Genomic DNA, 24,819 nt, shown 5'->3' with positions numbered 1-24,819 from the left:
CATGATTTTAGAATAAATAAATAATAGAAAACAGGTTATGATTTACTTGGTCTTACTTCTCTTGTTGTCAACACTTGTAATGCATCCCTTACATCTCTTGCAAACTCGACAGGACGATCTATTTTTTCAAAATGAATGTACATGAGCCTTGGATTTTCAAAAAGCCAGTGATTATGAAAAGCAGTTACAATAATATTATGTTCACGAAGAATACTGATAAATGGGTTCAGTTCTTCTTGGAGAATGACTGTTTCACCGCTGCATAGTGCCCTGCCGTCTGAAGAGAGCGATTCAAATACAAACATTTGCGGCAAAGCTAGAAAGGACCTGGTTCTCCTGCCAAGTATTCGCGCCAAAATATTAGTACGTGAATTCATCACCAGACAAACACCATCTTCGAATGTGCTCATACCTCCAAGAATATCGCTAAATTCTTCGCACAGTTCCTCTGCCCTTCTATTTGTTACCTGTCGAGCCCGACCCGAACGACCCATGTTACGTGTAGTTAGGACATCTAGGGCATCACGGACTTTTCTTGCAAAGTCCAATGGTTCTTCAATAGATTCGAAGTGAATATACATTAAGCGCGGTTCATCAAAAAGCCAGTGATTGTGTAAGGCAGTCACAATGATATCATCTTCTCGCAGTCTAGAAATAAATGGATTAACCTCATCTTGGAGGATGACCGTTTCCCCCAGACATAATGCTCTACCTTCTCCATTTATACCTTCAAATGAAAATGCCTGTGGCACAAACATAAAGGATTCAGCCCGACGGCCCAATACAACCGGATGAATATTTGTTCGTGATCTAGTTGCAGTACATACCCCATTTATGACGGAAGGAGTTGCATCTAAAATTCTAGCGAATTCCTGACATAGTACACTTGGCTCCATGCTATTCATATTGTTCAATACTTATCATCTCCTGATTGAAATTCTCTCAGGATAAGCTATTCCAAAAGCCATATTTGGACAGGGCTGGGACCTAGTTTAAGAAAAGATTGCACAAAAAAACACCATCAATAAAATGACGGTGCTAGTTAATTTATATAGTATTCGTTTCGAAGGTCTAACCATTAATTTTTACTACTATTCTTTTTGCGGGATGATTAACACTGGGATCTTGGTTTCATGCAATACACCTGTGGATACACTTCCTAATACTGTACCTCGAATCAAGCCCATTCCCCTTGACCCCATTACAATATACTTTACATTTAGATCCTTTGCTAACTGACTTATTTGATAAACGGGGTCTCCAACTTTCATTAAAGCGACGTAATCAATATCTTGACCCTCTAGATGATGTACTGCACTTTCCATCTCCTTATCAAACAATTCTGTCTGGTATTCTCTAATCATTTCCTCACCGATAAATAATCTTGTATGAATAGTATGAAAGGATGGTTGTACATTTACTAAATAGAGTTTACTTGGAGTTGCCTTTGCCAATTTGACGGCTTCGTCTAATGCTTCAAGGGAATTTTTCGAACCATCAATTGCGACTAAGATTCGCTCTTTCATCATTCTTCCCCCCTATAATCATAGTACTTCTCAACTTAATTGTACCAATAGATCCATCACATAATTTTATAATAATTGAACTATTTGTGAACTTGTTACTACTTACACTTTTCTACAGAAAATCGGCCCTTATTGTGGTTAAATTAAATTAGAGATATTTACCAATATCTAGTGGAAGGTGAAGATGTTATGTGGTTTACAAAAAGTAGTGATGCAGTCGTTGCTGAGTTGGTCACGGATCCTTCAACTGGTCTTTCAACAGAGGAAGCTAACAAGCGCTTGGAAAAAATAGGTCCAAATGCCTTTAATAAGAGTAAAAAGCCCTCAATGATAATGCTATTTTTTGAGCAAATCAAAAGCCCGTTAATCTACATTTTAATCGTAGCAGCTATCATCTCAATAGTGGTGGGTGAATACAGCGATTCCGTCATCATTGTCCTGGTTATTTTGCTTAATGGTGTTATAGGTGTTATCCAAGAAGCAAACGCTGAAAAAGCATTAGATGAACTGAAGAAAATGACTACTCCCAAAGCCATTGTTAAACGAGATGGTAACTTAAAGGAAATTCCCTCGGAGCAGCTAGTTCCGGGAGATATTGTGTTGATTGATGCAGGAAGGTTTATACCAGCGGATTTACGCTTAATTGAAACCGCCAATTTAAAAATTGAAGAATCCTCCTTAACAGGAGAATCTGTTCCAGTGGATAAAGATGCCAGCTGGCGCTCAGAAGTAGAAATTCCTATTGCTGATCAACACAACATGACGTTTATGTCAACACTGTCAACGTATGGCCGTGGACTTGGAGTCGTTGTTCATACAGGAATGAAAACAGAAATAGGAAAAATTGCCGGTTTGCTCGGAAACCAGAAACGCGAACTTACTCCCCTGCAAATAAAACTTGCTGAACTTAGTAAAATCCTTGGAATCGGCGCTATCCTCATTTCTGCCGTTCTCTTTCTAATTGGTTTTTTCCAAGGAAGAGACCTCTTAGATATGTTTTTAATTGCAGTTAGCCTTGCAGTTGCGGCCATCCCAGAAGGACTTCCAGCCATTGTTACGATTGTGCTTGCATTAGGTGTACAACGGATGATTAAACGGCGGGCAGTGGTGAGGAAGCTCCCTGCAGTTGAAACACTTGGTGCTGTTAGTGTCATTTGTTCTGATAAAACAGGAACACTTACCCAGAATAAAATGACCGTAACCAACGTCTATGTAAATGGTTCGTATGTTCCATTATCCCATTTTTCGGTAAAAGACCCCCACGAAAAGCTTTTTCTAGAGGCAATGGCATTATGTAATGATGCTGTTGTCACAGATGAGGAACAAACAGGTGACCCAACTGAAATTGCACTTGTAGCTGCAGCAAAACAGCTTGGTTTTGAAAAACAACACCTAGATATGGCCTATCAACGTGTTTTCGAGATTCCATTTGATTCCGAGCGGAAAATGATGACAACTGTTCATAAGCACGATGAACGGTATCTCGTAATGGTAAAAGGGGCATTAGAAAGCATCCTTCCACTCACATCCCATATTGTATATGCTGGAAATATATATCCCTTTACCATCAAGGAAAATGATCAAATCAACAACAAGGTAAACACAATGTCAGAAGAAGCATTGCGCGTATTAGCCATTGCCTATAAAGAAATCACCTCACTAGATGACCTTATCCCAGAGAAGCTCGAAAGTAATCTTATTCTCCTTGGTCTTACAGGAATGATTGATCCACCTCGAGAAGAAGTGAAAAAATCGATTGAACAATGTAAGAATGCTGGAATTCGTACGGTTATGATTACAGGTGACCATCAAAAAACTGCTATTGCGATTGCAAAAGAGCTGGGAATTGCCATGGATGAAAAAGAATCTATGTCCGGGTTTGAACTGAACACTCTAAGTGAACACGAATTCAAGGATAAAGTGAAAAATATATCTGTTTTTGCACGTGTTTCACCTGAACACAAAGTAAAAATTGTCAAAGCACTAAAAGCAAACGGTGAGATTGCTTCTATGACTGGTGATGGTGTTAATGATGCACCCTCCTTACAGCAGGCAGATGTTGGAGTTGCTATGGGGTTGAGCGGGACGGACGTTGCAAAAGGTGCTGCCGACATCGTACTGACGGATGATAATTTTTCAACTATTGTAGCTGCCGTTGAAGAAGGAAGAAATATCTATCAAAATATAAAGAAATCGATTCTATTTTTACTATCATGCAATTTAGGCGAAATCGTCACCCTGTTTATTGCAATCTTGCTAGGCTGGCCTGCTCCTTTAACGGCTGTTCATATTTTATGGGTAAACTTAATCACCGACACCCTGCCTGCAATCTCTCTTGGCCTAGACCCTGACGATCCGGATGTAATGAAAGAGAAACCACGATCCATTAAGGAAAGTATTTTCGCTCATGGAAGTGGCACATTTACAGTAACAAATGGATTGTTGATTGGGATTATAACGCTGTTTGCGTTTATCGCAGGGCTGATGATTTATACAAAGGCTGATTCCATTTTCACCATCGACTTCGCCCATGTCCCAAAGGATGCTCTCATGCACGCGCAAACGATGGCTTTTATTACTTTAAGCATTTCACAATTATTTCACTCTCTTAATTTGCGAAACAACCATAAATCGATATTCCAAGTGGGCTTATTTACTAATAAATATTTAGTTGGTTCCATTTTATTGGGAATCTTTATACAAATTGCATTAGTAAACATTCCAGTTTTTAATGAAATCTTTGAAATTAATGTATTAACTTTAAAGGATTGGTTGTTTATCCTAACACTTTCACTCCTGCCTGTTATTTTTAATGAACTCTACAAAGCAGGAAAACGGATTTTCTTCCCTTCATCAGAGGATTTCCAATCTAATAAAACCACAAACTATTAAGCAAAAAGAAAAGACGTGTGAGGTGAGGTTCACACGTCTTTTCCTATTATATCTTATCGTTTTTGAAGTAAGCTTTGATAGGCTGCAGTTGTTCTAACTTCAACTGTGAGGGTACCATTTCCATTGTAAATCGCCTTAATCAGGAACGGGACACCCGCTGTATTCTTAAATTGAAAATCTTTTCCACCATATGAAACCGTTGCATCTCGCCCTGAAGGTACATACCCCACTGTCAAGGAATGATGATGCCATTCTACATATTCGATAGCTAATTGATCAACTGCATTAAACATGGTTGAAGATGTTTGACAAATTCCGCCGCCAATTCCCATGACCAATTCCTTATTCACAATTTCTTGAGCAGGCTGATAGCCATGTGCAGCATCACTTGGTCCCACTGTATGATTAAAGGAGAAAATATCCCCTGTTCCAACAATGACATTATCTATAGCCTGCGCAGACAGTTCGATGTTTTTGTTCCTCCCTGTTACGCTAGGATTAAATTTAGTTGTGTACGTTGCAACCACCACTTCAGATAAATGGGCTGCGTCTTCAGGCTTATAGCCGCTTTCAGTAACATAGATTGGCAGAAAAACATCGCCGCCATTGACTGAAGCCTCGATTACTTTCGTCACTAGTTCTGCTTCTTCAAGAACCACTCTTGGCTGCCCTTTAATTACTTGACCGTTTGCATCAATTTTATCCAGTATCATCTTCGAGTCATAACCAGGAGTCTTATCTGTTCCCCGTGCTAACTCCTTAGCCCATTGCTCAAGTTCCTGTTTATATTTTTCATTATCACTTCCAAAACCCATATCCACTGGGATGAGGCTTTTTAAAATAGTTTTGGTATTTGGGTCAATGACATTTACCACCTTCGGCTTTTTCGCTTCTTCCTCAACTATTCTCTTTGCTTCCGCTTCTTCAGCGGCTTTTCTTGCTGCTTCCTCTGCGGCCTTTTGCTCTTCAAGCTTCTTCTCAAGTTCTGTTACTTTGTGCTCAAGGTCTGCTTCTTTGCCATTTGTTTTCTCCGCACAGCCTGCTAATCCTATTAAACTGCCAATTAATATGAATGAAATCACCCAGGTCCGTATAGCCATAAACAACTTCTCCTCTTTTCCCAAAATCTCGTCATCCCCAACGAAACACTTTCGAATATTCAGAAAAAGAATTTCGCTCTCATTCTCTTAATCTATTCCACTTTCTGACACAAAATTCCTGCTAACTCCCTGTGACAAATTCCTTAAATTGGATACACTTATTAGACGAATATCATCCACATTGGTTTCAAAAATTTTGAAATAAGTTTCACATAAAGAGAACACCCAGGATTTAAGTACTTTTTCCCGAGTGCTCATTATAGCAAATACATGATTCTATATGATCATTTACCATCCCAGTCGCTTGCATAAAGGCATAACAAATGGTTGACCCAACAAATTTAAAGCCTCTCTTTTTCAAATCCTTACTTAACCTATCACTAATGTCTGTCGTAGCGGGAACTTCTGATAAATCTTTAAAGTGATTTTTTATCGGTTTACCATCTACAAAAGACCAAATATACTCGCTGAAAGAACCAAACTCTTCACTTACCTTCAAGAATGCCTTTGCGTTTGTAATGACACTATTTATTTTGAGTTTATTTCTAACAATGCCATCATTCTGTAAAAGTTCATTAATTTTCTTATCATCATAATGAATAATTTTACTTGGTTCAAAATGGTCAAATGCTTTGCGATAATTTTCCCGTTTCTTCAAAATCGTGTACCAGCTTAATCCTGCTTGTGCACCCTCTAAGTTCAAGTATTCAAATAGTAATCGATCATCATACACTGGCACGCCCCATTCATAATCATGATAATCAATATAAAGTGGATCCTGATTCACCCAACCGCATCTTTTCATTACATCATTACCTCCAAATTTGCTCTTATTAAACAAACTTATCTTTTTCCACCATATTAATCAACATTTGCCAAAAAAACAGCCATCGTATGTTAACAATTTTTTATATTTTTATAGAGTGGAATGGTTTCGATAATATAGGACATTCGTACAAGCAATTGATCCTCAAGAAAATATGATACATAAATTATATTTTTTTGGAGGATATATATGGAAAATAATCAACTGTTTTTTGCGATATTAGAAGGTTCAGAAGAGGTCCCACCTGTTCGAACAGATGCTTTTGGGTTTGCAAAATTTAAAGTTAGCAGAGATGAAAAAAGGATTGGATATCGCCTAACTGTAAATAATCTTGATAATTTCACTCAGGCTCATATTCATTTAGGGAGAAAAGGTGTAAACGGTCCTGTTGTCGTCTTTTTATTTGGTCCTGCTGACCCTAGTATTAGTGTAAAAAAAGGAGTCGTTGAAGGAATCATTACAGCAGATGATCTTGTTGGTCCCCTAATGGGACAATCACTTTCAGATTTAATAGAACTTATGAGAGATGGAAAAACATATGTCAATGCCCATACAGTCCAAAATCCTGACGGAGAAATCCGCGGACAAATCAAACAGTTTAACAACCATTGCTAACATCACATATTGACAAGTTCTACTCCTCTGAATACAAAGAACTCGTGACCCTTAAATACCGGGCCACGAGTTTTTAACTTTATATTCAATTTTGTACTTTAGGAATTTGATCTCGTTTGTAAAAATATTGCAAAGCAAGCAAGGCAGCAAATAGAACTAACCCAACAATATCTGTTGTTTTTTCCGGATAGATTAAGCATAATCCTGCACCAAGGGAAACAATTCGTTCAATCCAGTTCATTTTTCGCATCCAGAAACCAATGACCCCTGCGCTAATTGCAATCATACCCGTAAAAGCTGTAAATACTACCCATATCAAATTTATCCATGTTGTATCAATCATCAGTAATTCTGGTGACAAAACAAACATATAGGGAATAATAAAAGCTGATATGGCAAGCTTTGTTGATTCCACTCCCGTTCGAAAAGGCTCTCCACCGGATATTGCCGCTGCTGCAAAGGCAGCCAGGGCCACTGGAGGAGTAATATCAGCCACAATACCAAAATAAAACACAAACAAGTGAGCAGATAAATCCGGGACTCCTAACAAAATGATTGCTGGAGCTGCAATGGTAGAGGTAATGACATAATTAGCTGTCGTTGGAGAACCCATCCCTAATATCAAGGAAGCAATCATTGTTAAAAACAAGGTAGGCAGCAGTGCCCCTCCTGCAAAATCAAGAAGGCCATTCGCCATTTTCAATCCTAGTCCTGTTTTCGTTACCACACCGACTATGATCCCTGCAGCAGCACAGGCCGCAGCAACACCTAATGCGGATCTGGCCCCATCCACCAAGGCATCAATGATTCCTTTAAACCCAATTCTTGTATTCTTCTTTATCGCACTTACCACAACCGTTATGACAATCGACCAAAGTGCAGCACGAATGACACTCATTCCTGAACTTAACAAAAGAACAATGGCAATAATGGGAAGTAATAAATAGAGTTTCCCCAGAACTTCTTTCCTGTTTGGCATTTCTTCTTTTGTTAACCCGCGAAGACCAATTCGCTTTGCTTCGAAATGTGTCATAATCCAAATACCTGTAAAATAAAGCAGCGCTGGGATGGCCGCTGCCTTTGCTATCTCCCAGTAACTAATACCTCCGATGAATTCAACCATTAAGAAAGCCGCTGCTCCCATAATTGGCGGCATTAACTGTCCTCCAGTAGAGGAAGACGCCTCAACTGCTCCTGCAAACTCTTTTTTATAACCTAGTTTTTTCATCATCGGAATTGTAAAGGCACCGGATGTCACCACGTTCGCAACCGAACTGCCGCTTATCGTCCCCTGTAATGCACTTGAAAAAACAGCTACCTTAGCAGGACCACCAACACTCCTTCCGGCAATCGCAATCGAAAGGTCGTTAAAATACTCCCCAACCCCTGTCTTGATTAAAAAGGAGCCAAATAATAAGAACAAAAAGATAAAGGTAGAGGATACGCCAATCGGTGTACCAAGAATACCTTCCGTTGTAAAAAACATCGTCTGTACCAGTCGATCCAATTCTAGCCCTCGATGCGCAATTACACTCGGCATATAAGGCCCAAATACCGCGTATACCATAAAAATAATTGCTATAATCGTAATCGGCAGTCCAACCGTCCTCCGAGTAGCCTCTAATACAAGTAAAATAGCCGAAAGACCAACAAAAAAATCAATCTGTGTGATATTCCCCGTCCTTAAAACCAAATCATCAATCATGGCTGGCCAATAGGCACCAACAATGACAGATATTATTGCCAAGATGATATCATACCAAGCTACCTTATATTCTTTTCCCCTATTTTTCTTTCGTGCTGGAAATAATAAGAATATAAGTGCAAGTGCAAAGCCCAAATGAATGGAGCGTTGAAGCTGAGCTGTTAACATACCGAATATACCTGTATAGACATGGAATAATGAAAAGGCAAGTAATCCAGCAAATGCAATCCAGCCAGCAGCCCCTTTTAGCTTTCTAGTTCCTGCCTCCGGATCATATTTTTCCAAAAGCTCCTGCTGTTTTTCTTCAGACAAGGCGGAATCATATTGACTCAAGGATATTCACTCCTTTCCATAACTTCAAAAAGTTCAATTTACGGATTTCAACTTTTACAGATGTGCCAGGTTTTATCGAACGCGATAATGGAAATTCCATGTTTTTATAAATTACCTTATGGTTGGCACGAACCTGTCCGATTCGTAAATAAAAAAAAGGAAAGTCTCGTTTCATATTTTTGATGTAATAAGCTCCATCCTTTTCCTCAAAGGTTTCTCCTTCCTCAGCATTTGATGGCATCCCAATCGCAAAATCCTCATACTTCAGCTCATATAATTGGATCAGGTAGTCCGGAGTAATTTTAAAGCTTTCAATGACATCTGATAAATGAATGGAATGTGTGTATTTGATTTGAAAAAGAGTTTCTTCTTTTAAAGGAATGTAAGCAAGTTCCGCTTGGCTGTGATTTGGTTGGAAGACAATAGCTCGCTGGATAGGTATGAATGCTAAGATAAGGATAATAAAGAAGACTAATACATATGGGATTATTTGAAGTTTCCGCATTTCCCCCTCCAATCCAGTAGAAAAGGTGGCCGGCTGTTGGATAGCCGGCCAGGTAATTTTAGAAAAATGGAATGATTTACTCTGCTTTGACGCCTTTTTCATCAAAGTATTTCTGTGCACCTGGATGAACCTCAATCCCCACACCATTTAAGGCATTTTCGACCTTAATTAATTTCCCTTTTGCATGGGTCACTTTATCAAGATTTTCAAAGATGGCTTTCGTAACGTCATAAACAACGTCCTCTGAAAGATCACTGCTTGCTACTAACATCGCTTGAACCGCTACAGTTATTACCGCAGACTCCAATCCATATGTTCCTGAAGGAATCTCTTCCTTAACATAGAATGGATACTTTTCTATAAGACTATCGATTTTGTCTTGTTCAATCGGAACAATGACCACATCCTCTGTTGCCCCAAGACTTTCAACCGCTCCCGTAGGTGTTCCTGCTGTTACGAAAGCTGCATCAATCGTACCATCTTGAATCCCCTGTGTAGATTCATCAAATGATAGATCTTGTTTTTCAATATCGTCAAATGTCATACCGTGTACTTCAAGGATCTGCTCGGCATTCGCTACTGTACCAGAGCCTGGTGCACCAACAGATACCTTTTTACCTTTTAGATCTTCAACTGAAGCAATCCCGGAATCCTTGGTCGTAACAATTTGAATGGTTTCTGGGTATAACGTAGCAATCGCCTGTACGTTGTCTACTTTATTGTTTTCAAACATTAATTTTCCGTCCACAGCATACGAGGCAATATCTGTTTGGGAAAAGGCAATTTCAGCATCGCCATTCTTCAGGGTGGTCATGTTCTCAGCAGAAGCACCGCTTGTTTCAGCATTTGTGTCAATACCAGTTGCATCTTTAATAATTTCAGCAAAAGAACCTCCTAACGGGTAGTAAGTTCCCCCTGTACCACCTGTTAATATACTAATAAATTCTGGTTTAACTTCTTCTTCATTTGCCGGTTTTTCAGCACCATCATCTTTGTTTCCGCACGCTGCAAGAATCATAGAGAGTGTTAAGAGAATGACCATCGACAGATAAAATCTTTTCTTTTTCATAAGATTTTCCCCCTTTTTATAAAATCCAGTCCATCTCTCAATACTTATTGTTCATGAGGTACAAACTTGTCAATTTTATCAATAATAGTCCTTTAGACCTATATTAATCATAAAAAGAAAAACCCTCTCAATGGAAAGGGTTTACACATTACATATTAACGTTTCTTCTTAGCATTTTTCGTCAATCTTCCTAATAAAAATGCCCCTGCAGCTACCCCTATCATCGTGTTTGTTTTTTTGTTAAACACTTGCTTTGCAACTAGATTTAAGTTTTGAGGTCTTTCTGCAAGTCGTCTCATGAAATATCCGTACCAGTCATTTCCAAATGGAACATATGTGCAGAAGTTATAGCCTTCACTTGCCAATTGTAGTTGAAGTTCTTTTCTAAATCCATAGAGCATTTGAATCTCAAATTGCTCATTTGGGATGTTGTTCCTCTTAACAAATTCCTTCACATGGTTAATAATGTGATGATCATGTGTTGCAATAGAAGTGAATTTGCCGTTTAATAAATGCCACTCGATTAATTTAATGAAGTTTGCATCGATATCTTTCTTATCTTGGTAAGCGTATTCAGCAGGCTCCTTATATGCCCCTTTCACAATCCGAATACGGTAGTTTTTATATTTTTCAAGATATTCATCAGCACGCAGCAAATAAGCTTGAATAACCGTCCCAACGTTGTCATATTCCTTAGACAACTCATCCAATACATCAAATGTAGGCTGAAGATGGCCGGTATCTTCCATGTCAATGTTTACAAATATACCATAGTTGTTTGCTCTATCAACGATTTCTCTCAGATTACTTAAGCAAAAGTTGAATTCGATATCCAAACCTATTTGCGTTGGTTTTAAAGAAATATGCGCATCCACTTTATGTTCATGAATTGCTTCAATAACGTTAAGAATTTGTTCCTTCGCTTCTGTTGCTTCTTCTTCTTTAAAGACGAATTCACCTAAGTTATCAACGGTACAAGAGATACCGTGTGCGTTTAACTCTTTAATACTTTTAATTACCTCATCGATATTAGTACCTGCAACGACACTTTGTGCACCCATTTTTAAGCCATACTTCTTTGCTGCACTATTTAGAAATTGGTTTTGAGATAAGCCTATAAAAATATCCTTCAACATAGCGTTTGCTCCTTGCTGTTGTGATTTCACTATTATTTTAGCATAATTGTTTAAATTTCACCCTTAAATTTTCAAAAAAATTTGTCGAAAATGAATACGCTTTATCCTGACACTAAAAAAGGCCGCCGAGAGATTATTCTCGAGCGACCTTACTTGTACGCTTTATCTTCTATTTCGATTACGCAGGAATGTTGGGATATCTAACGCATCTTCCGATTGTTGTCTTGGCTTATCATGACTTTGTGCTGGCTCTTCTTGAACACTTTGCTCCCGTCGTGAAAATCCTTGTGACTGTGGTCTAGAATTAGTCTCCCTCGCAGGAACAGCAGCACTTTTTCTAGAAGAAAGTTCTGTTTCGGAAAAACCAGTTGCGATAACCGTTATCATAATCTCATCTTTAAAGTCTTCATTGATGATTGAACCGAAAATCATATTTAATTCTTTGTCTGCAGCAGAGGATACGATATCTGCAGCTTCTTGAACTTCATAAAGACTTAAATTACTGCCACCCGTAATATTCATTAGTACACCCTGTGCTCCATCAATCGAAGTTTCTAGTAATGGACTAGAAATGGCTTTCTTCGCTGCTTCCACTGCGCGGTCTTTCCCTTTAGCTAAACCAATACCCATTAAAGCTGTCCCTTGATTGGACATAATGGTTTTAACATCAGCAAAATCGAGGTTGATTAGTCCCGGAACAGCAATTAGATCGGAAATCCCTTGCACACCCTGTCTGAGCACGTTATCAGCTTCACGGAATGCTTGAATCATAGGAGTCTTTTTATCAACGATTTGCAGCAAGCGATCGTTAGGTACAATAATCAATGTGTCTACAGCTTCCCGCATTAAATCAATCCCAGCTGCTGCATTGGTTGCACGCTTACGACCCTCAAATCCAAATGGACGTGTCACAACACCAATGGTTAACGCACCGAGTTCTCGGGAGATTTGGGCAATAGCTGGCGCAGCACCAGTCCCAGTTCCTCCGCCCATACCAGCGGTAACAAAGACCATATCTGCTCCTTTTAATACCTCTTGAATCTGTTTTCTACTTTCCTCGACTGCATTCCTGCCAACTTCAGGATTAGCACCTGCGCCTAATCCTCTAGTTAAAGTTGCGCCAATTTGCATTTTAATTTCTGCTTTTGATAATTTAAGTGCTTGAGCGTCTGTATTAACGGCAATAAATTCTACACCTTGAACGCCGTCCTCTATCATCCGGTTAACAGCATTATTACCACCGCCGCCAACACCGATTACTTTTATTCTAGCTACTTGATCTATGTCCATTTCAAAATCCCACATGTAGATTTCCTCCTGCTCCCGCATAATTCTTTTGCCTCATATTCAAAATTCAAAAAATTCAAATGAGTATTTTTAAGTTTGAAGCTTATAGCAGATTTATTACGCTGATATAAATTATAATCCAGCTAAAGCATATTTTTGTGAATTTTGTCGAAACTTTAATCTTAAATTCTATTTTAACAAAAAACTGGGGATTTTTATATAGTCCTGTAGTCATTCCTCTTTTTTTTATCATTAAAATTTTGTTACAAACGTACAAAAGGCTCAGTTCAACGACTGAGCCTAAAAATTATGAGAATATACTTTTGATACTTTCTATTAATTCTTTAAAGAAGTCTGCTACTTTCTGCAGAAAATTCTTGTCGCCTACTGCTTCTTCAATCCGCTGCTGGATATCCTGAGTAAGGTTTTCAAGCTGTGATTTAACATTATCGAAATTAATATTTAAATCTCTCATTTTTTCAAATAAGTCTAGTAAGAGCTGGCGGTCTTCGGCACTTAAGTTAATTTCTAATGTCTTTAATTTTTCATCAATAATTGCAGCAAGTTCTTCTTTTGTTGCAGGATTCTGCTCTGCTATTTCCTTTTTTATTTCAGTTAATAGCTCACTAACCTTATCCTGATCTAACCCTTCCTTTTTAGCCAAGTCAGTTGCTAGATTCAACTCTTCATTCGCAACCTCTGTCCGTTCTTTATTTAATCCTGCACCTTCTCCTGCATCATAGGCTTTATAGATTCCTACCAACGCAGAATGTCCACTTACTTTAACCGGAGAAGCCACATCCACAACGGCATCCTGAATTCCAGCCGTCAGTAAGGCGTTGGCATACATTTCATTGGTAACTTCTGTAATATTTTCGGGGGTAACCTGATTTATAACAAGTCCTTCACCTGAATCCTTTCTCGTGATTTTAGCGGAGGAATACATATTAGAGTGTGGATCCCCTTTAATATAAGTAACAAGATCTTCTCCTGTTACAGTAATCTCTTTGACCTTGCTCGTATCCTTTACCTTTAACAGCTCTCTAACTTCATCCTTTTGAGCCTCAGACAATGCTTCTCCGTATACGACTATCGGCAGCCCAAACTTTTCGTTGATACTTTCTTCATTATTGCCATTCGTATCGGCGAACACCTTGCTTGTACTACTTACTGACAATAGTAAAGCAAGAATAACAACAAATGCCGTCACCTTATAAAAACGTTTCATATTATCTTCTCCTTAACAAATTTCTAAGTTGCTTCAACCTAAGAGACGGATAAGCAGGCAAATAGGTTTCAGTAAAATCATCTTCCAATTTTATTACCAGTATCTATTTTAGTTCAAAGTTATAAATTTAGTACACGACTTAAATCTCATTTAGAAGCTTCTTTACCCCATCAATGATATCAAAAGGCATTACGCCATAGTGCGATAGGACTTTTGCTTGCTCCTCACCAGCACGTGCATGTAAATAGCTGGCAGAAATTAGAGCATGTAAAGGTGAAGCTCCTTGAGCAAGAAACGAGGCAATAAGTCCTGTGAGAATATCACCACTCCCGCCCTTTCCTAAAGCATCATGTCCGTACGGATTGATATATAGGTCTCCATTAGGTGTGGCGATGACCGAACGGTGGCCTTTCAATAGTAAATAAATAGAATGCTCCTTCGCAAAATGGCTGGCAACTTCAAGTCGATTTTCTTCCACTTCTTTCACCGTTTTATTTAACAGCTTTGACATTTCACCTGGATGAGGCGTCATTATTACTTTACCTTTATAGTTATCCAGCACGTCCAATTGGTTTCTGAGCAAGTATAATGCATCAGCATCAATCACAACGGGCTGATTGGTTAGATGGGATAATAATGATTTCATCCATGCCTCCCCTTCTTGAAATCTACTCATTCCCGGTCCAACTGCAACACTGTCAAATTGATGAAGCATGGGTGAGATAGTGTGAATTGCCTCATCAGAAAAATGTCCACTCTCAGAAGGCAAAGGCAGTAATAAAGATTCAGGATTTTGTGCAGCAACCATTGGATAAATCGTACCTGGAACAGCTAATGTGACTAATCCTGCCCCTGAATGTAGGGCAGACTTTGCTGAAAAGATTGGTGCACCGACAAATTGCAGAGAACCGCCTAAAATCAGTGCATGACCGAAGGTCCCCTTGTGACCATATTTGGATCTGACTGGAACGGAGGCAATAGCCAGTTCTTCAGTAATGAGCCTAGGCATTTCAAGCCCCAGTTCTGCAACAATCGAAGGTGGTACAGAAATATCGACTGCCTTCCATTCCCCAACATATTGTGGTCCTTCATTTAAAAAGAAGCCTTTCTTAGGGAACACAAAAGTAATAGTCTTGTCTGCTTTAATTGCGACACCCTCTACTTTCCCATTTTCACTGTTAACACCTGATGGGATATCGACCGAAATAATGGTTTTCTTACCTGCATATTTATTAATCAGCGTAATAACATCATGAAGAGGTTGTCTAACAGAACCATCTACACCTGTCCCTAAAATGGCATCAATTATGATGTCTGCTTGATTCAATTCATCCCGAAGTGTTTGTAAATTGTCTTCTTGGAGTTGGAATAGAGGTAATCCCCTTTTTATGTAAACATCGAAATGAATTTTAGCGTCCCCTTTTATTCTTTTAGGATCAACTAATAACCATAATTTCGGACTTAAACCATTATCAAAGAGTCTGCGGGCAATAACAAAACCATCTCCGCCGTTGTTACCACCTCCAGCCAAAACAATCACTCTGGTATTTTTATCAGCAGTATATTGGAAAATTTCCTCCACTACCCTGGCACCTGCATTTTCCATTAACACAGCACCAGGTAAGCCGAGTTTTTCAATGGTGTATTGATCCATTTTTTGCATATCTTTTTGTCCAGCCACAAACATAATCACCACTCCAGTTTTATGTAAGAGTATTATAGTTTAACTATAATGTAGTATGATGAAAATGGAAAATTATAAATAAAAGACCAAATAAAAGCTCTATATAAACAACTTTGGGAGCGAATGGAAACTGATTTCAAACCGGAAGTCTTAGATACCATTTTAAAGAAATAAGACTAGAAGAGCTTCCAAAGACACTGCCTATCATTTTACAAGGGCAGGCAAGAGGTCGTTTTATTGTGAAAATATAAGTAAAAAGCCGCAACCCCATATAATGGATTGCGGCTTTTTACTGTAACTTAGAATAGGGGATTAGGTTCACGTCTGTTTCCTTGGTACCTCGGTTTTTTAGCTTGTGCAGGCAGCTGATGCCTCTTCTGATTCCCGTTTACCTCGTTTTTCACCTTGGACGGGCATCATTTGCACCCTCCGATTCCCGCTTGCCTCGTTTTTCACCTTGGATGGGCATCTGATGCCCTAGTCTCGCTGATAGCTGCTGGCTTGTTTGAATCATTAGGGGACCGAGTTGATTCAACTGCTTAGAGGTCATCCTCGTGGTTGGTCCCGATATACTCACAGCGGCGACTACGTTTCCGAGATGGTCAAAAATCGGAGCAGCGATACAGGTTATCCCGTATTCATTTTCTTCCAAATCCAAAGCATAACCCCTATGCCTTATTTGTTTTAACTCTTGTAGGAATGCTTCGATTGAAGTAATGGTATGGTCTGTATGATAGGGCATTCCTTTTCGGTCCAGGATTGAAAGGACATCATTTTCAGGTAAATGAGCCAGAATGGCCTTCCCAACAGACGTACAATGCATCGGAGCTCTTTTTCCAACCTTTGAATGGGTTCGTAAGGTTTCCGTTCCTTCTAATTTCTCAATGTAGACGACTTCCCCTTGGTCGTAGACAACAAGATGAATAACTTCATTCGTTTTATTTTCTAGTTCCTTTAGAAAGGGTTTCGCTTCAGACCTTATATCGATTGACTCTAACAGCTTCGAGCTAATATCCAGAAACTTATAGCCAAGCTTGTATTTACCTGTTTCACGATCCTGTTCGATATACCCGTATTGAACAAGTGTGGAAAGGGTTCTAAAAACAGAGCTTTTATTGATATCGATTTGATTCGCAATCTCTGTTACACCAAGTCCGCCTTTTTTCATTCCCACTAGAGCGATAATATCCAGTGCTCTGCTTACAGACTTCACCACATTATCTCTTTGCAAACTTGCTCACCTCTTTAAGCAGAACTTTGTCAGGGCAATTTATGAATAAAAAGCCCTGACCTCAACATGAATTAGGATCTGATTGAAAATTTAGCTTTCGCTTCTAGTCGGCGGCTGTGCAAGATGGGCTCAGTATATCCACTTGGCTGGTCATAGCCCTTAAATACAAGATCACAAGCAGCCTGGAACGCAACAGAATGATCGAAATCAGGTGCCATTGGTCTATAATTAGTGTCCCCAGCATTTTGTTCATCCACTACCTTAGCCATGCGTTCCATTGTTTCTACCACTTGTTCCTTCTTGCAAATTCCATGGTGCAGCCAGTTCGCAACATGCTGGCTGGAAATACGGAGAGTGGCCCGGTCTTCCATAAGTGCAATATTATTAATATCTGGTACCTTTGAGCAGCCTATTCCCTGCTCAACCCACCTTACCACATAACCTAGTATCCCTTGAGCATTATTATCAAGCTCTGCTTGAATTTCTTCTTGACTCCAATTTGTATTTTCAGCAACAGGAATTTGCAAAATATCATCTCGTAAATCAGAAATGCTTCCTATAAGATTATTTTGTACTTCCTTCACGTTTACTTTGTGGTAATGAAGTGCGTGCAGGGTTGCAGCCGTTGGAGATGGAACCCACGCTGTATTTCCTCCAGCCAATAAATGTCCGATTTTTTGCTCTAGCATATTCTTCATTAAATCAGGCATCGCCCACATACCTTTACCGATTTGTGCTCTTCCTTGGAATCCCGTAGACAGACCATTGTTAACATTTGATTTTTCATAGCTTTGCAACCAAAGTGTGGATTTCATTTCATTTTTTCGAATCATCGCACCTGCCTCCATGGAAGTGTGCATTTCATCGCCCGTCCGGTCAAGGAATCCAGTGTTTATGAATACTACACGTTCCTTAACTTCCCGGATACACGCTTTGAGATTTAACGATGTCCGGCGTTCCTCATCCATTACACCTATTTTTAATGTATTTCTGGCTAATCCTAGTAAATCTTCTGTCTGATTAAATAGCTCATTGGCAAAAGCTGCTTCTACTGGACCGTGCATTTTTGGCTTTACAATATAAATGGAACCTGTTTCGGAATTTTTGGAGCTAGTGTTTCCAATGATAGAATGCTTGGCACATAAAGAGGTAACAACAGCATCGATAATTCCCTCTTGCACTTCATTACCGTCCCCATCAAGAATTGCATTATTGGTCATCAAATGCCCGACATTTCGAACGAGCATTAACGCAGTTCCAGGCAAAGTGAATTCACTGCCACTAGGTGACAAATAACTGCGATCAGGATTCAGTTTCCGTGTTAAGGTTTTATTTCCTTTTGTAAAAATGGCGGAAAGTGTACCATTATTTAAGCCCAGCCAATTCCGGTATACGAGTACCTTATCCTGTGCATCCACCGCTGCCACAGAGTCCTCGCAATCCATGATCGAAGTGAGTGCCGATTCTAGGAGAATATCCTTTACACCTGCAGCATCTGTTTTTCCAATTGGATGGCTGTGGTCAATTTGGATTTCAAAATAGTTATCATTATTTTTCAATAAGACCGCAGATGGCTGGGTTGGTTCACCTTGATAGCCAGCAAATTTCTCTTCATTTTTCAAACGGGCTAGATCCCCATTACGTAAGGTTACCATTAAACTTCCTTGGTCTATGGAATAGCTTACAGCCTCTTTATGTGACCCAACCTGCAAAGGAACACTCTGGTCAAGGAATTCTCTAGCAAACGCGATGACTTTCTCCCCGCGTACAGGATTATATCCACCTTGTGCCTTGGCACCATTTTCATCACTTATGACATCCGTACCATATAATGCATCGTATAAACTTCCCCAGCGGGCATTGGCTGCATTAATCGCATAGCGGGCATTATCAACAGGCACGACTAATTGAGGACCAGCTTTACGAGCAATTTCATCATCTGCCCCTTCAGTAGAAATGCTAAAATCCTCAGGTTCTGGCAGCAGATAGCCGATTTCCTCTAAGTAAGCTTTGTAGCTATTAAAATCGAATTCTTTATTTTCCCTATGCCAAGTATTAATTTTCCTTTGAAGTTCATCTCTTCTTGCGAGTAATTCCTTATTTTTCGGAGTCAGATTGGTGATAATCCTCTCAAAATCCGCCCAAAATGCCTTCTGATCTACTTGACTGCCTGGCAAGGCTTCAGAATTAATAAACTCATAGAGTTCACTCGCTACCTGTAAATCTCCCACTTTCACATAGTTAACCATTTACAATTCCTCCTACTTATTGTTTATTATTACGAAACAGCGTTTCTATGAAAGAACATTCGCTTTCATTTCTTTTTTTACTTCAACACAACGGCCTGGGGTGGGAAACAGTTTCCCGGCATTTAAGAGATTATCTGGATTAAACACTTCACGTATATTGGTTTGTGCAAGGATTTCCTCTTCTTTAAAAACAAAGCGCATTTCTTCACGCTTTTCAATCCCAACCCCATGCTCACCAGTTATCGTACCGCCAACATCTGCACAAGCTTTCAAACATGCACTTCCCGCTTCTAATGCTTTTTCGGTTTCTCCTGGCCTACGTGCATCAAATAGAACAAGTGGATGGAGATTTCCATCGCCTGCATGAAAAATATTGGCAATCCGTAAACCAGATTCATTACTTATTTGAGCAATTTTTCGCAGGACTTCCGGGAGCTTACTCCTGGGAATGACCCCATCCTGTACTAAATAATCAGGAGAAATAGCACCCATTGCCCCAAAGCCTGTTTTACGATTGGCCCACCATCTTCCTCGTTCTTCCTCATCCTTAGCGGCTCGAACCTCACGGACATTGCTTTTTTTACAAACCTCTAAGATTTGGTTGATTTGTTCTTCTATTCCTGCCGCAATTCCGTCAACTTCAATCAATAGTACCGCTTCAATATTCTTTGGATGACCTACAGGGAATGCTGCAGCCTCCACCGCTTCAATCGCTGTTTTGTCCATCATTTCCAGTGCCGCCGGAACAATACCTGCTGAAGTAATATCTGATACAGCCTGGCTTCCATCTTCGACCTTATCAAAATAAGCTAATACCGTCTGTTTTCCTTCTGGGTTTTTGAGAATTCGCACCGTAATTTTCGTGACTATTCCGAGCGTTCCTTCTGAACCAGTCAATAGCCCGAGTAAGTCGTATCCGGGCTCATCCAGCACTCCATTCCTGCCAATTTCGATAATCTCTCCATTTGGCAGCACTACTTCGAGACCAAGAATATGGTTAGTTGTTACTCCATATTTAAGACAGTGTGCCCCGCCTGCATTTTCTGCGACATTCCCTCCAATTGTGCAGCAATATTGACTAGAAGGATCAGGAGCATAATAATAGCCTTTATCAGAAATGGAGTTTGTTAGTTTCAGATTGACGAAGCCGGGTTCAACCACCGCTCTCCTATTTTCAAGGTCTACACTGATTAGTTTTTTCATTCGAACCATGCTGATGATCACTTCACCATTTATTGGAATTGCCCCGCCGCTTAACCCTGTTCCCGCACCGCGGGCAAGGAAAGGCAGCTTATTTTCAGAGCAATATTTAACTAATTTGGACACTTCACCTGTATTTTTTGGAAAAACAACAGCCCTTGGCAAATGCTTATGAATCGTAAACCCATCGCAATCATAGGCAAGTAAATCTACTTTTTTATATAAAATAGAACGAGTAGCTCCCACGATTGCTGCGAGATTAATAATATGCTTGTCAGTGGTTTCAATTTTCATGACTGACATCATTCAAATCCCCTTCTTCTTTTTGATAAGCCCAATCGAGCAGCTGTACGGTGTGGACAATCTTCTGATTTCTTCCGTATTTCTGGACACCTAATGCCATTTGCATCATGCAGCCGGGGTTCCCCATCGAAATCATTTCAACGTCTTCAGGGACATTTTCCATTTTACTTTTAAGCACTGCATCAGCCATTTCAGGATTGGTAATATTATAGATTCCGGCACTTCCACAACACCGGTCTGCATTTGGCATTTGAACCATATCTACGCCTGGAATGTCGAGGAGAATCTCTCGAGGTTCTTTCCTTACTCCTTGGCCATGTGCTAAATGACATGCATCATGATAGGTGATGCGCATATTCATCATTGCTTTTGGCTTTTCATATCCAGTGTCATGCAAGTATTTGGAAATATCTACTACCTTCTCTTCGAATTCTTCAGCACGTTCTTTCCACTCTGGTTCATCACGAAATAATTCTGCATATTCCTTCATCATGCATCCGCAGCCAGCTGCATTGACAATCACCTTTTCCGCATTCCCAAATGCTTCAATATTCTGCTTCGCCAGCTTCCTGCCCAACTCTCTGTCACCGGCATGAACATTCAAAGCACCACAGCAAGTTTGGTTTTTCGGAATACTCACATCATTTCCATTCCTAGTGAGCACATTGATTGTGGACTCATTGATATCACTAAAAAAAACGTCCATTACACAGCCAGTCAGCATTGCCACTTTATGCTTTGTTTCACCTTTAGCTTTTATTTCGGAAGTGAATTTTTTACGAATAGACCCCTTTACTTCCGGCATGATTGATTCCATTTCCGTTAAATGCTGCGGCATGATTTGAATGAGCTTTGTTTTTCTGACCACTTTTTGCATGCCGCTTTTTTGATAGAATCGTAACAGACCTCCGAGCGACCGTAAGCGATTATGATGAGGGAACACGCCATGAAGAAAGAACTTGGTCACCGCTCCCTTCCACCCCTTAAGTGGCATAGCTTGCCTGATTTGGCCTCGTGCTTCCTCTATGAGACCGCCAACATCTATATCAACAGGACATGCCGTGGTACATGCACGGCAATCTAAACAAGAAAAAACTGGCTCCGCAAAATGTTCATCCACATTCAACTTTCCCTCAGCCACTGCTTTTATTAGATAAACACGACCGCGCGGGGAATGCTGCTCTTCACCACTTTGTTCATATGTAGGACATGATTCTAGGCACATACCACAATGAACACAATCCGCCCACTTACTTTCCTGTGGAGGGTCACGCCACAAATAGTTTCCTAGAGAAGAAGTGCAGTGCAGGTCTTGTTTTTCTTTTACACTCATGTTATATCCCCCCGACGAAACGACTTGGGTTTAAGGTTTGGTTAGGATCAATTTTTTGTTTGATGCCTTTAAAAAGAAAATGGGATGCAGTCTGATCTCCCCAAGCATTTACGATTTTGCGTAGCGAGAATGGCAGGTGCTTTGCTACCGCATATCCTCCTAGATTTACAGCTTGTTCTCTTATCAGTTTAATAGCAGAAACCACATCATCATTTGCACCACGAATCGTCATTTGGCATAATCCCGTTCCTAACCCTCCATGTGCTTCGATGGAAACATGACAAGAATCTCCGATTAGTTCTGCATCTTTTACTATCTTTATGACATCTAAATTAGCCACACCGATTTTGAGTACTGCCTCTGTAGATGGTAGATGTGTTAATCCATTAGGTTGGTGGTGATAAAATCTATCCCAGAAGAATTTTGCTTCATTTTGTGAAAGGGATGTTAGTGTAGTTTTTTCAGGTGCAATACTCCTGATAACATTTTCTTGGTAGTGTACTGAGCTCTTCACATCTTCAAACGAAATAAGCAATGTCCATTGATTAATGTTTGTCAATTTCCCAGCTAAGGAGGGGGTTAGGATCTCGAGGCTGATGGGTTCAATCATAGAATCAAGCACCTTGACTGCAAATGCCTGAATCTCTTCTAGATTATTTTCAAGAAAGGATACGAAAAGAATAGATTCATATTTTGGTATCGGCCGCAGTTTCATTGACACCTCGGACACGACACCAAGCGTTCCCATTGCACCGATAAATAACTTATTCATATCATAGCCGGCAACGTTTTTTACCACTTTTCCACCAGAACGGATTAGTGTTCCATCGGGGTAGACCATTCTAAGACCAATAACATTGTCCCGCGCTGAACCGTACCCCATTCTTTTTGGTCCGCTATCATTGGCAGAAATGATTCCTCCAATAGTGGCATGATTTGGATAGAAAGGATCAAGTGGAATTTTTTGATTGTACTGTGCCAAATAGTTTTGAATTTCTTGGAAGGGTGTCCCCGATTTCACAGTTAATGTCATATCTCCAGGATTATGCTCAACGATTCCAGTATATTGAGCTAATGACAAGAGAATGTCTGCTTTTTCTAACAGCCCGCCGTATCCTCTTTTTGTGCCATTTCCCATGGTGGTAATGCTGTATTTATTAGTATTGGCAAATTCTAAAATAGCCGAAATTTCCTGTTCTGTTTTTGGTATTAACGTTACTCTTCCAGTATTTCCAAGTGAATGATGTTGTTCTTCGTCACTTATCTGTAATTCTTGAAAATACGCCTTTATTTTAGCTAGACTTTCGTCGGTAATCAATCCATTCACCTCCAATTGTTGCGTAATAACAAACACCGTTTCTGTTTTATTGCGAAATAATCTTAGTATTCATTCTCTTTAATTTTATTTTTGCTCCACCTAATTGTCAACCTATTTAGAAAATTTAAACAAATAATCAAAAGCCCCCATTTTTATTCTTGGGGGCGCTTAAATATTATGCTTTTTTCAATTCAAAATTTGCTTTGATGTATCCATTTATTGCAATGCCAGCTATTATTTGTAAAACGATATTTGAACGCAAAAAATCCACCACTTAAGAAATTGGTGGATTTAAACTATTGTTAATTTTAGTTAATGTTTCTCCGATGGAGTCATGGATGACATAGGAATCCTTAACCCTGTCATAGGGTGAATCTCCTTTATTGACAATGATCAAAGGAGTACCTTCTCTCCTGTATTGTGGGAACGTGGAGAATGGAGTCACCTTCAAACTTGTTCCTAACACCAAAAGACAATCCGCTTGATTGATGATGTTTATGATTTCATTGAAACCATCAATAGAAAACCATTTACCTGAATCTCCAAAAAGGACTACATCGGGCTTGATATATCTTTCCTTTTTAGTAGGAGTACTACAATGATTGCAAATATAAAAGTCGTCCATGGTGCTTAGTCTGTTGCTCATTTCTTCAGTTGAATAGACGTGTTGGCAATTTTGACAGGAAGCTGTTTTCATGGTTCCGTGAAATTCAATTACCTGTTTAGAACCTGCTTTTTGATGGAGACCATCAATATTTTGGGTGATAATGCTGCTAACTTTTCCTTCGTTCTCCCATTGTGTTAGGACCTCATGCCCTTTATTAGGGAGTGCTTCTGGGTGGTAAAGATTCTCAACAGTAAACTGATAAAATCCCTTTGGGTTTTGATAAAAATTATCGAGTGAAAGAATATATTCGGGTGCCATCTGATAAATTCCTGTTTGTGAACGAAAATCCTTGATACCTGATTCGGTACTTATTCCTGCACCCGTTAGGACGACTATGTTCTGGGCATTTTTTATGAGGTTCGTGCAGGTTTGAAGCATGCTGCTCTTCATATCAACACTCCTCCGAAACTTAGTGCTTTTCAATGCATATCAACTTGTGTAATACGCGCTATCATCTTGCTAGCATTTTGCTATACGACAGTATTATTGGCTATCCGCCAGTATTTTCTGCCATCCGCCAGTATTTCTTGCCATCCGCCAGTATTTTCTGCTATCCGCCAGTACTTTCTGGCTATCCGCCAGTGTTTTCTGCCATCCGCCAGTAAAACTTAT

At 39.7% G+C, this 24,819-nt stretch carries 19 protein-coding genes; 2 read left to right on the top strand and 17 right to left on the bottom strand.

Annotated elements, in window-relative coordinates:
- Positions 1–35 precede the first annotated feature (35 nt).
- Positions 36–905: a DUF1259 domain-containing protein gene (locus tag ACY3XC_RS05705; RefSeq protein ID WP_464868040.1), complete on the bottom strand. Its 870-nt coding sequence runs from the start codon at positions 903–905 to the stop codon at positions 36–38.
- A gap of 186 nt (positions 906–1,091) precedes the next feature.
- Entirely contained in the window at positions 1,092–1,529 is a 438-nt protein-coding gene (locus ACY3XC_RS05700; RefSeq protein ID WP_179161327.1) for a universal stress protein, read from the bottom strand.
- A 186-nt stretch (positions 1,530–1,715) separates the two neighbouring features.
- On the opposite strand from ACY3XC_RS05700, the gene ACY3XC_RS05695 reads away from it, so the two are divergent.
- The gene (locus ACY3XC_RS05695) at positions 1,716–4,418 is read left to right on the top strand and encodes a cation-translocating P-type ATPase (RefSeq protein WP_464867670.1); all 2,703 of its coding nucleotides are present in this window, start codon (positions 1,716–1,718) and stop codon (positions 4,416–4,418) included.
- A gap of 53 nt (positions 4,419–4,471) precedes the next feature.
- On the opposite strand, the gene ACY3XC_RS05690 is transcribed toward ACY3XC_RS05695, so the two are convergent.
- Positions 4,472–5,518, bottom strand: a complete 1,047-nt coding sequence (locus ACY3XC_RS05690; protein WP_464867669.1) for a VanW family protein — start codon at positions 5,516–5,518, stop codon at positions 4,472–4,474.
- A gap of 232 nt (positions 5,519–5,750) precedes the next feature.
- The gene (locus ACY3XC_RS05685) at positions 5,751–6,323 is read right to left on the bottom strand and encodes a DNA-3-methyladenine glycosylase I (RefSeq protein WP_464867667.1); all 573 of its coding nucleotides are present in this window, start codon (positions 6,321–6,323) and stop codon (positions 5,751–5,753) included.
- Between the two features lie 225 nt (positions 6,324–6,548).
- On the opposite strand from ACY3XC_RS05685, the gene ACY3XC_RS05680 reads away from it, so the two are divergent.
- Positions 6,549–6,959, top strand: a complete 411-nt coding sequence (locus tag ACY3XC_RS05680) for a CHRD domain-containing protein (protein ID WP_464868039.1) — start codon at positions 6,549–6,551, stop codon at positions 6,957–6,959.
- Positions 6,960–7,044: 85 nt separating this feature from the next.
- Here the strand turns inward: ACY3XC_RS05680 and ACY3XC_RS05675 are convergent, their stop codons facing one another.
- The 13 genes from ACY3XC_RS05675 to ACY3XC_RS05615 form a co-directional block, all read right to left on the bottom strand.
- Positions 7,045–8,997, bottom strand: a complete 1,953-nt coding sequence (locus ACY3XC_RS05675) for a TRAP transporter permease (RefSeq protein WP_464867665.1) — start codon at positions 8,995–8,997, stop codon at positions 7,045–7,047.
- A complete protein-coding gene (locus ACY3XC_RS05670) occupies positions 8,984–9,502 on the bottom strand; it encodes a DUF1850 domain-containing protein (protein ID WP_464867664.1) in 519 nt (172 codons plus the stop codon). Before ACY3XC_RS05670 ends, ACY3XC_RS05675 begins: the two co-directional genes overlap by 14 nt.
- 76 nt (positions 9,503–9,578) lie before the next feature.
- On the bottom strand, positions 9,579–10,571 hold the full coding sequence (locus ACY3XC_RS05665) for a TAXI family TRAP transporter solute-binding subunit (protein ID WP_464867663.1): 993 nt from the start codon (positions 10,569–10,571) through the stop codon (positions 9,579–9,581).
- 155 nt (positions 10,572–10,726) lie between these two features.
- Entirely contained in the window at positions 10,727–11,707 is a 981-nt protein-coding gene (locus tag ACY3XC_RS05660) for a proline dehydrogenase family protein (protein WP_464867662.1), read from the bottom strand.
- A 162-nt stretch (positions 11,708–11,869) separates the two neighbouring features.
- A complete protein-coding gene (ftsZ, locus tag ACY3XC_RS05655) occupies positions 11,870–13,012 on the bottom strand; it encodes a cell division protein FtsZ (protein WP_179161319.1) in 1,143 nt (380 codons plus the stop codon).
- A 289-nt stretch (positions 13,013–13,301) separates the two neighbouring features.
- Entirely contained in the window at positions 13,302–14,222 is a 921-nt protein-coding gene (locus tag ACY3XC_RS05650) for a DUF1002 domain-containing protein (RefSeq protein ID WP_464867660.1), read from the bottom strand.
- A 139-nt stretch (positions 14,223–14,361) separates the two neighbouring features.
- A complete protein-coding gene (locus ACY3XC_RS05645; protein ID WP_464867659.1) occupies positions 14,362–15,909 on the bottom strand; it encodes an NAD(P)H-hydrate dehydratase in 1,548 nt (515 codons plus the stop codon).
- A gap of 397 nt (positions 15,910–16,306) precedes the next feature.
- Positions 16,307–17,137 carry an IclR family transcriptional regulator gene (locus ACY3XC_RS05640; protein ID WP_464867657.1) on the bottom strand — a complete coding sequence of 277 codons (831 nt, stop codon included), beginning with the start codon at positions 17,135–17,137 and terminating at the stop codon, positions 16,307–16,309.
- Positions 17,138–17,208: 71 nt separating this feature from the next.
- Positions 17,209–19,386 carry a malate synthase G gene (locus ACY3XC_RS05635; RefSeq protein WP_464867655.1) on the bottom strand — a complete coding sequence of 726 codons (2,178 nt, stop codon included), beginning with the start codon at positions 19,384–19,386 and terminating at the stop codon, positions 17,209–17,211.
- 45 nt (positions 19,387–19,431) lie between these two features.
- A complete protein-coding gene (locus ACY3XC_RS05630) occupies positions 19,432–20,880 on the bottom strand; it encodes an FAD-linked oxidase C-terminal domain-containing protein (protein WP_464868038.1) in 1,449 nt (482 codons plus the stop codon).
- Positions 20,870–22,222 (bottom strand): (Fe-S)-binding protein, encoded by a 1,353-nt coding sequence (locus ACY3XC_RS05625; protein ID WP_464867653.1) that lies wholly within the window; start codon positions 22,220–22,222, stop codon positions 20,870–20,872. The genes ACY3XC_RS05630 and ACY3XC_RS05625 overlap by 11 nt, the downstream gene beginning before the upstream one ends.
- A gap of 1 nt (position 22,223) precedes the next feature.
- Positions 22,224–23,540 (bottom strand): FAD-binding oxidoreductase, encoded by a 1,317-nt coding sequence (locus tag ACY3XC_RS05620; RefSeq protein WP_464867652.1) that lies wholly within the window; start codon positions 23,538–23,540, stop codon positions 22,224–22,226.
- Positions 23,541–23,814: 274 nt separating this feature from the next.
- Positions 23,815–24,597 carry an NAD-dependent protein deacylase gene (locus ACY3XC_RS05615; RefSeq protein WP_464867651.1) on the bottom strand — a complete coding sequence of 261 codons (783 nt, stop codon included), beginning with the start codon at positions 24,595–24,597 and terminating at the stop codon, positions 23,815–23,817.
- Positions 24,598–24,819: the final 222 nt, after the last annotated feature.

Source organism: Bacillus sp. CZDM1, from assembly GCF_055502545.1.
The sequence above is the reverse complement of the archived record's forward strand: the minus strand, read 5'-3'. Positions and strand labels throughout refer to the sequence as shown.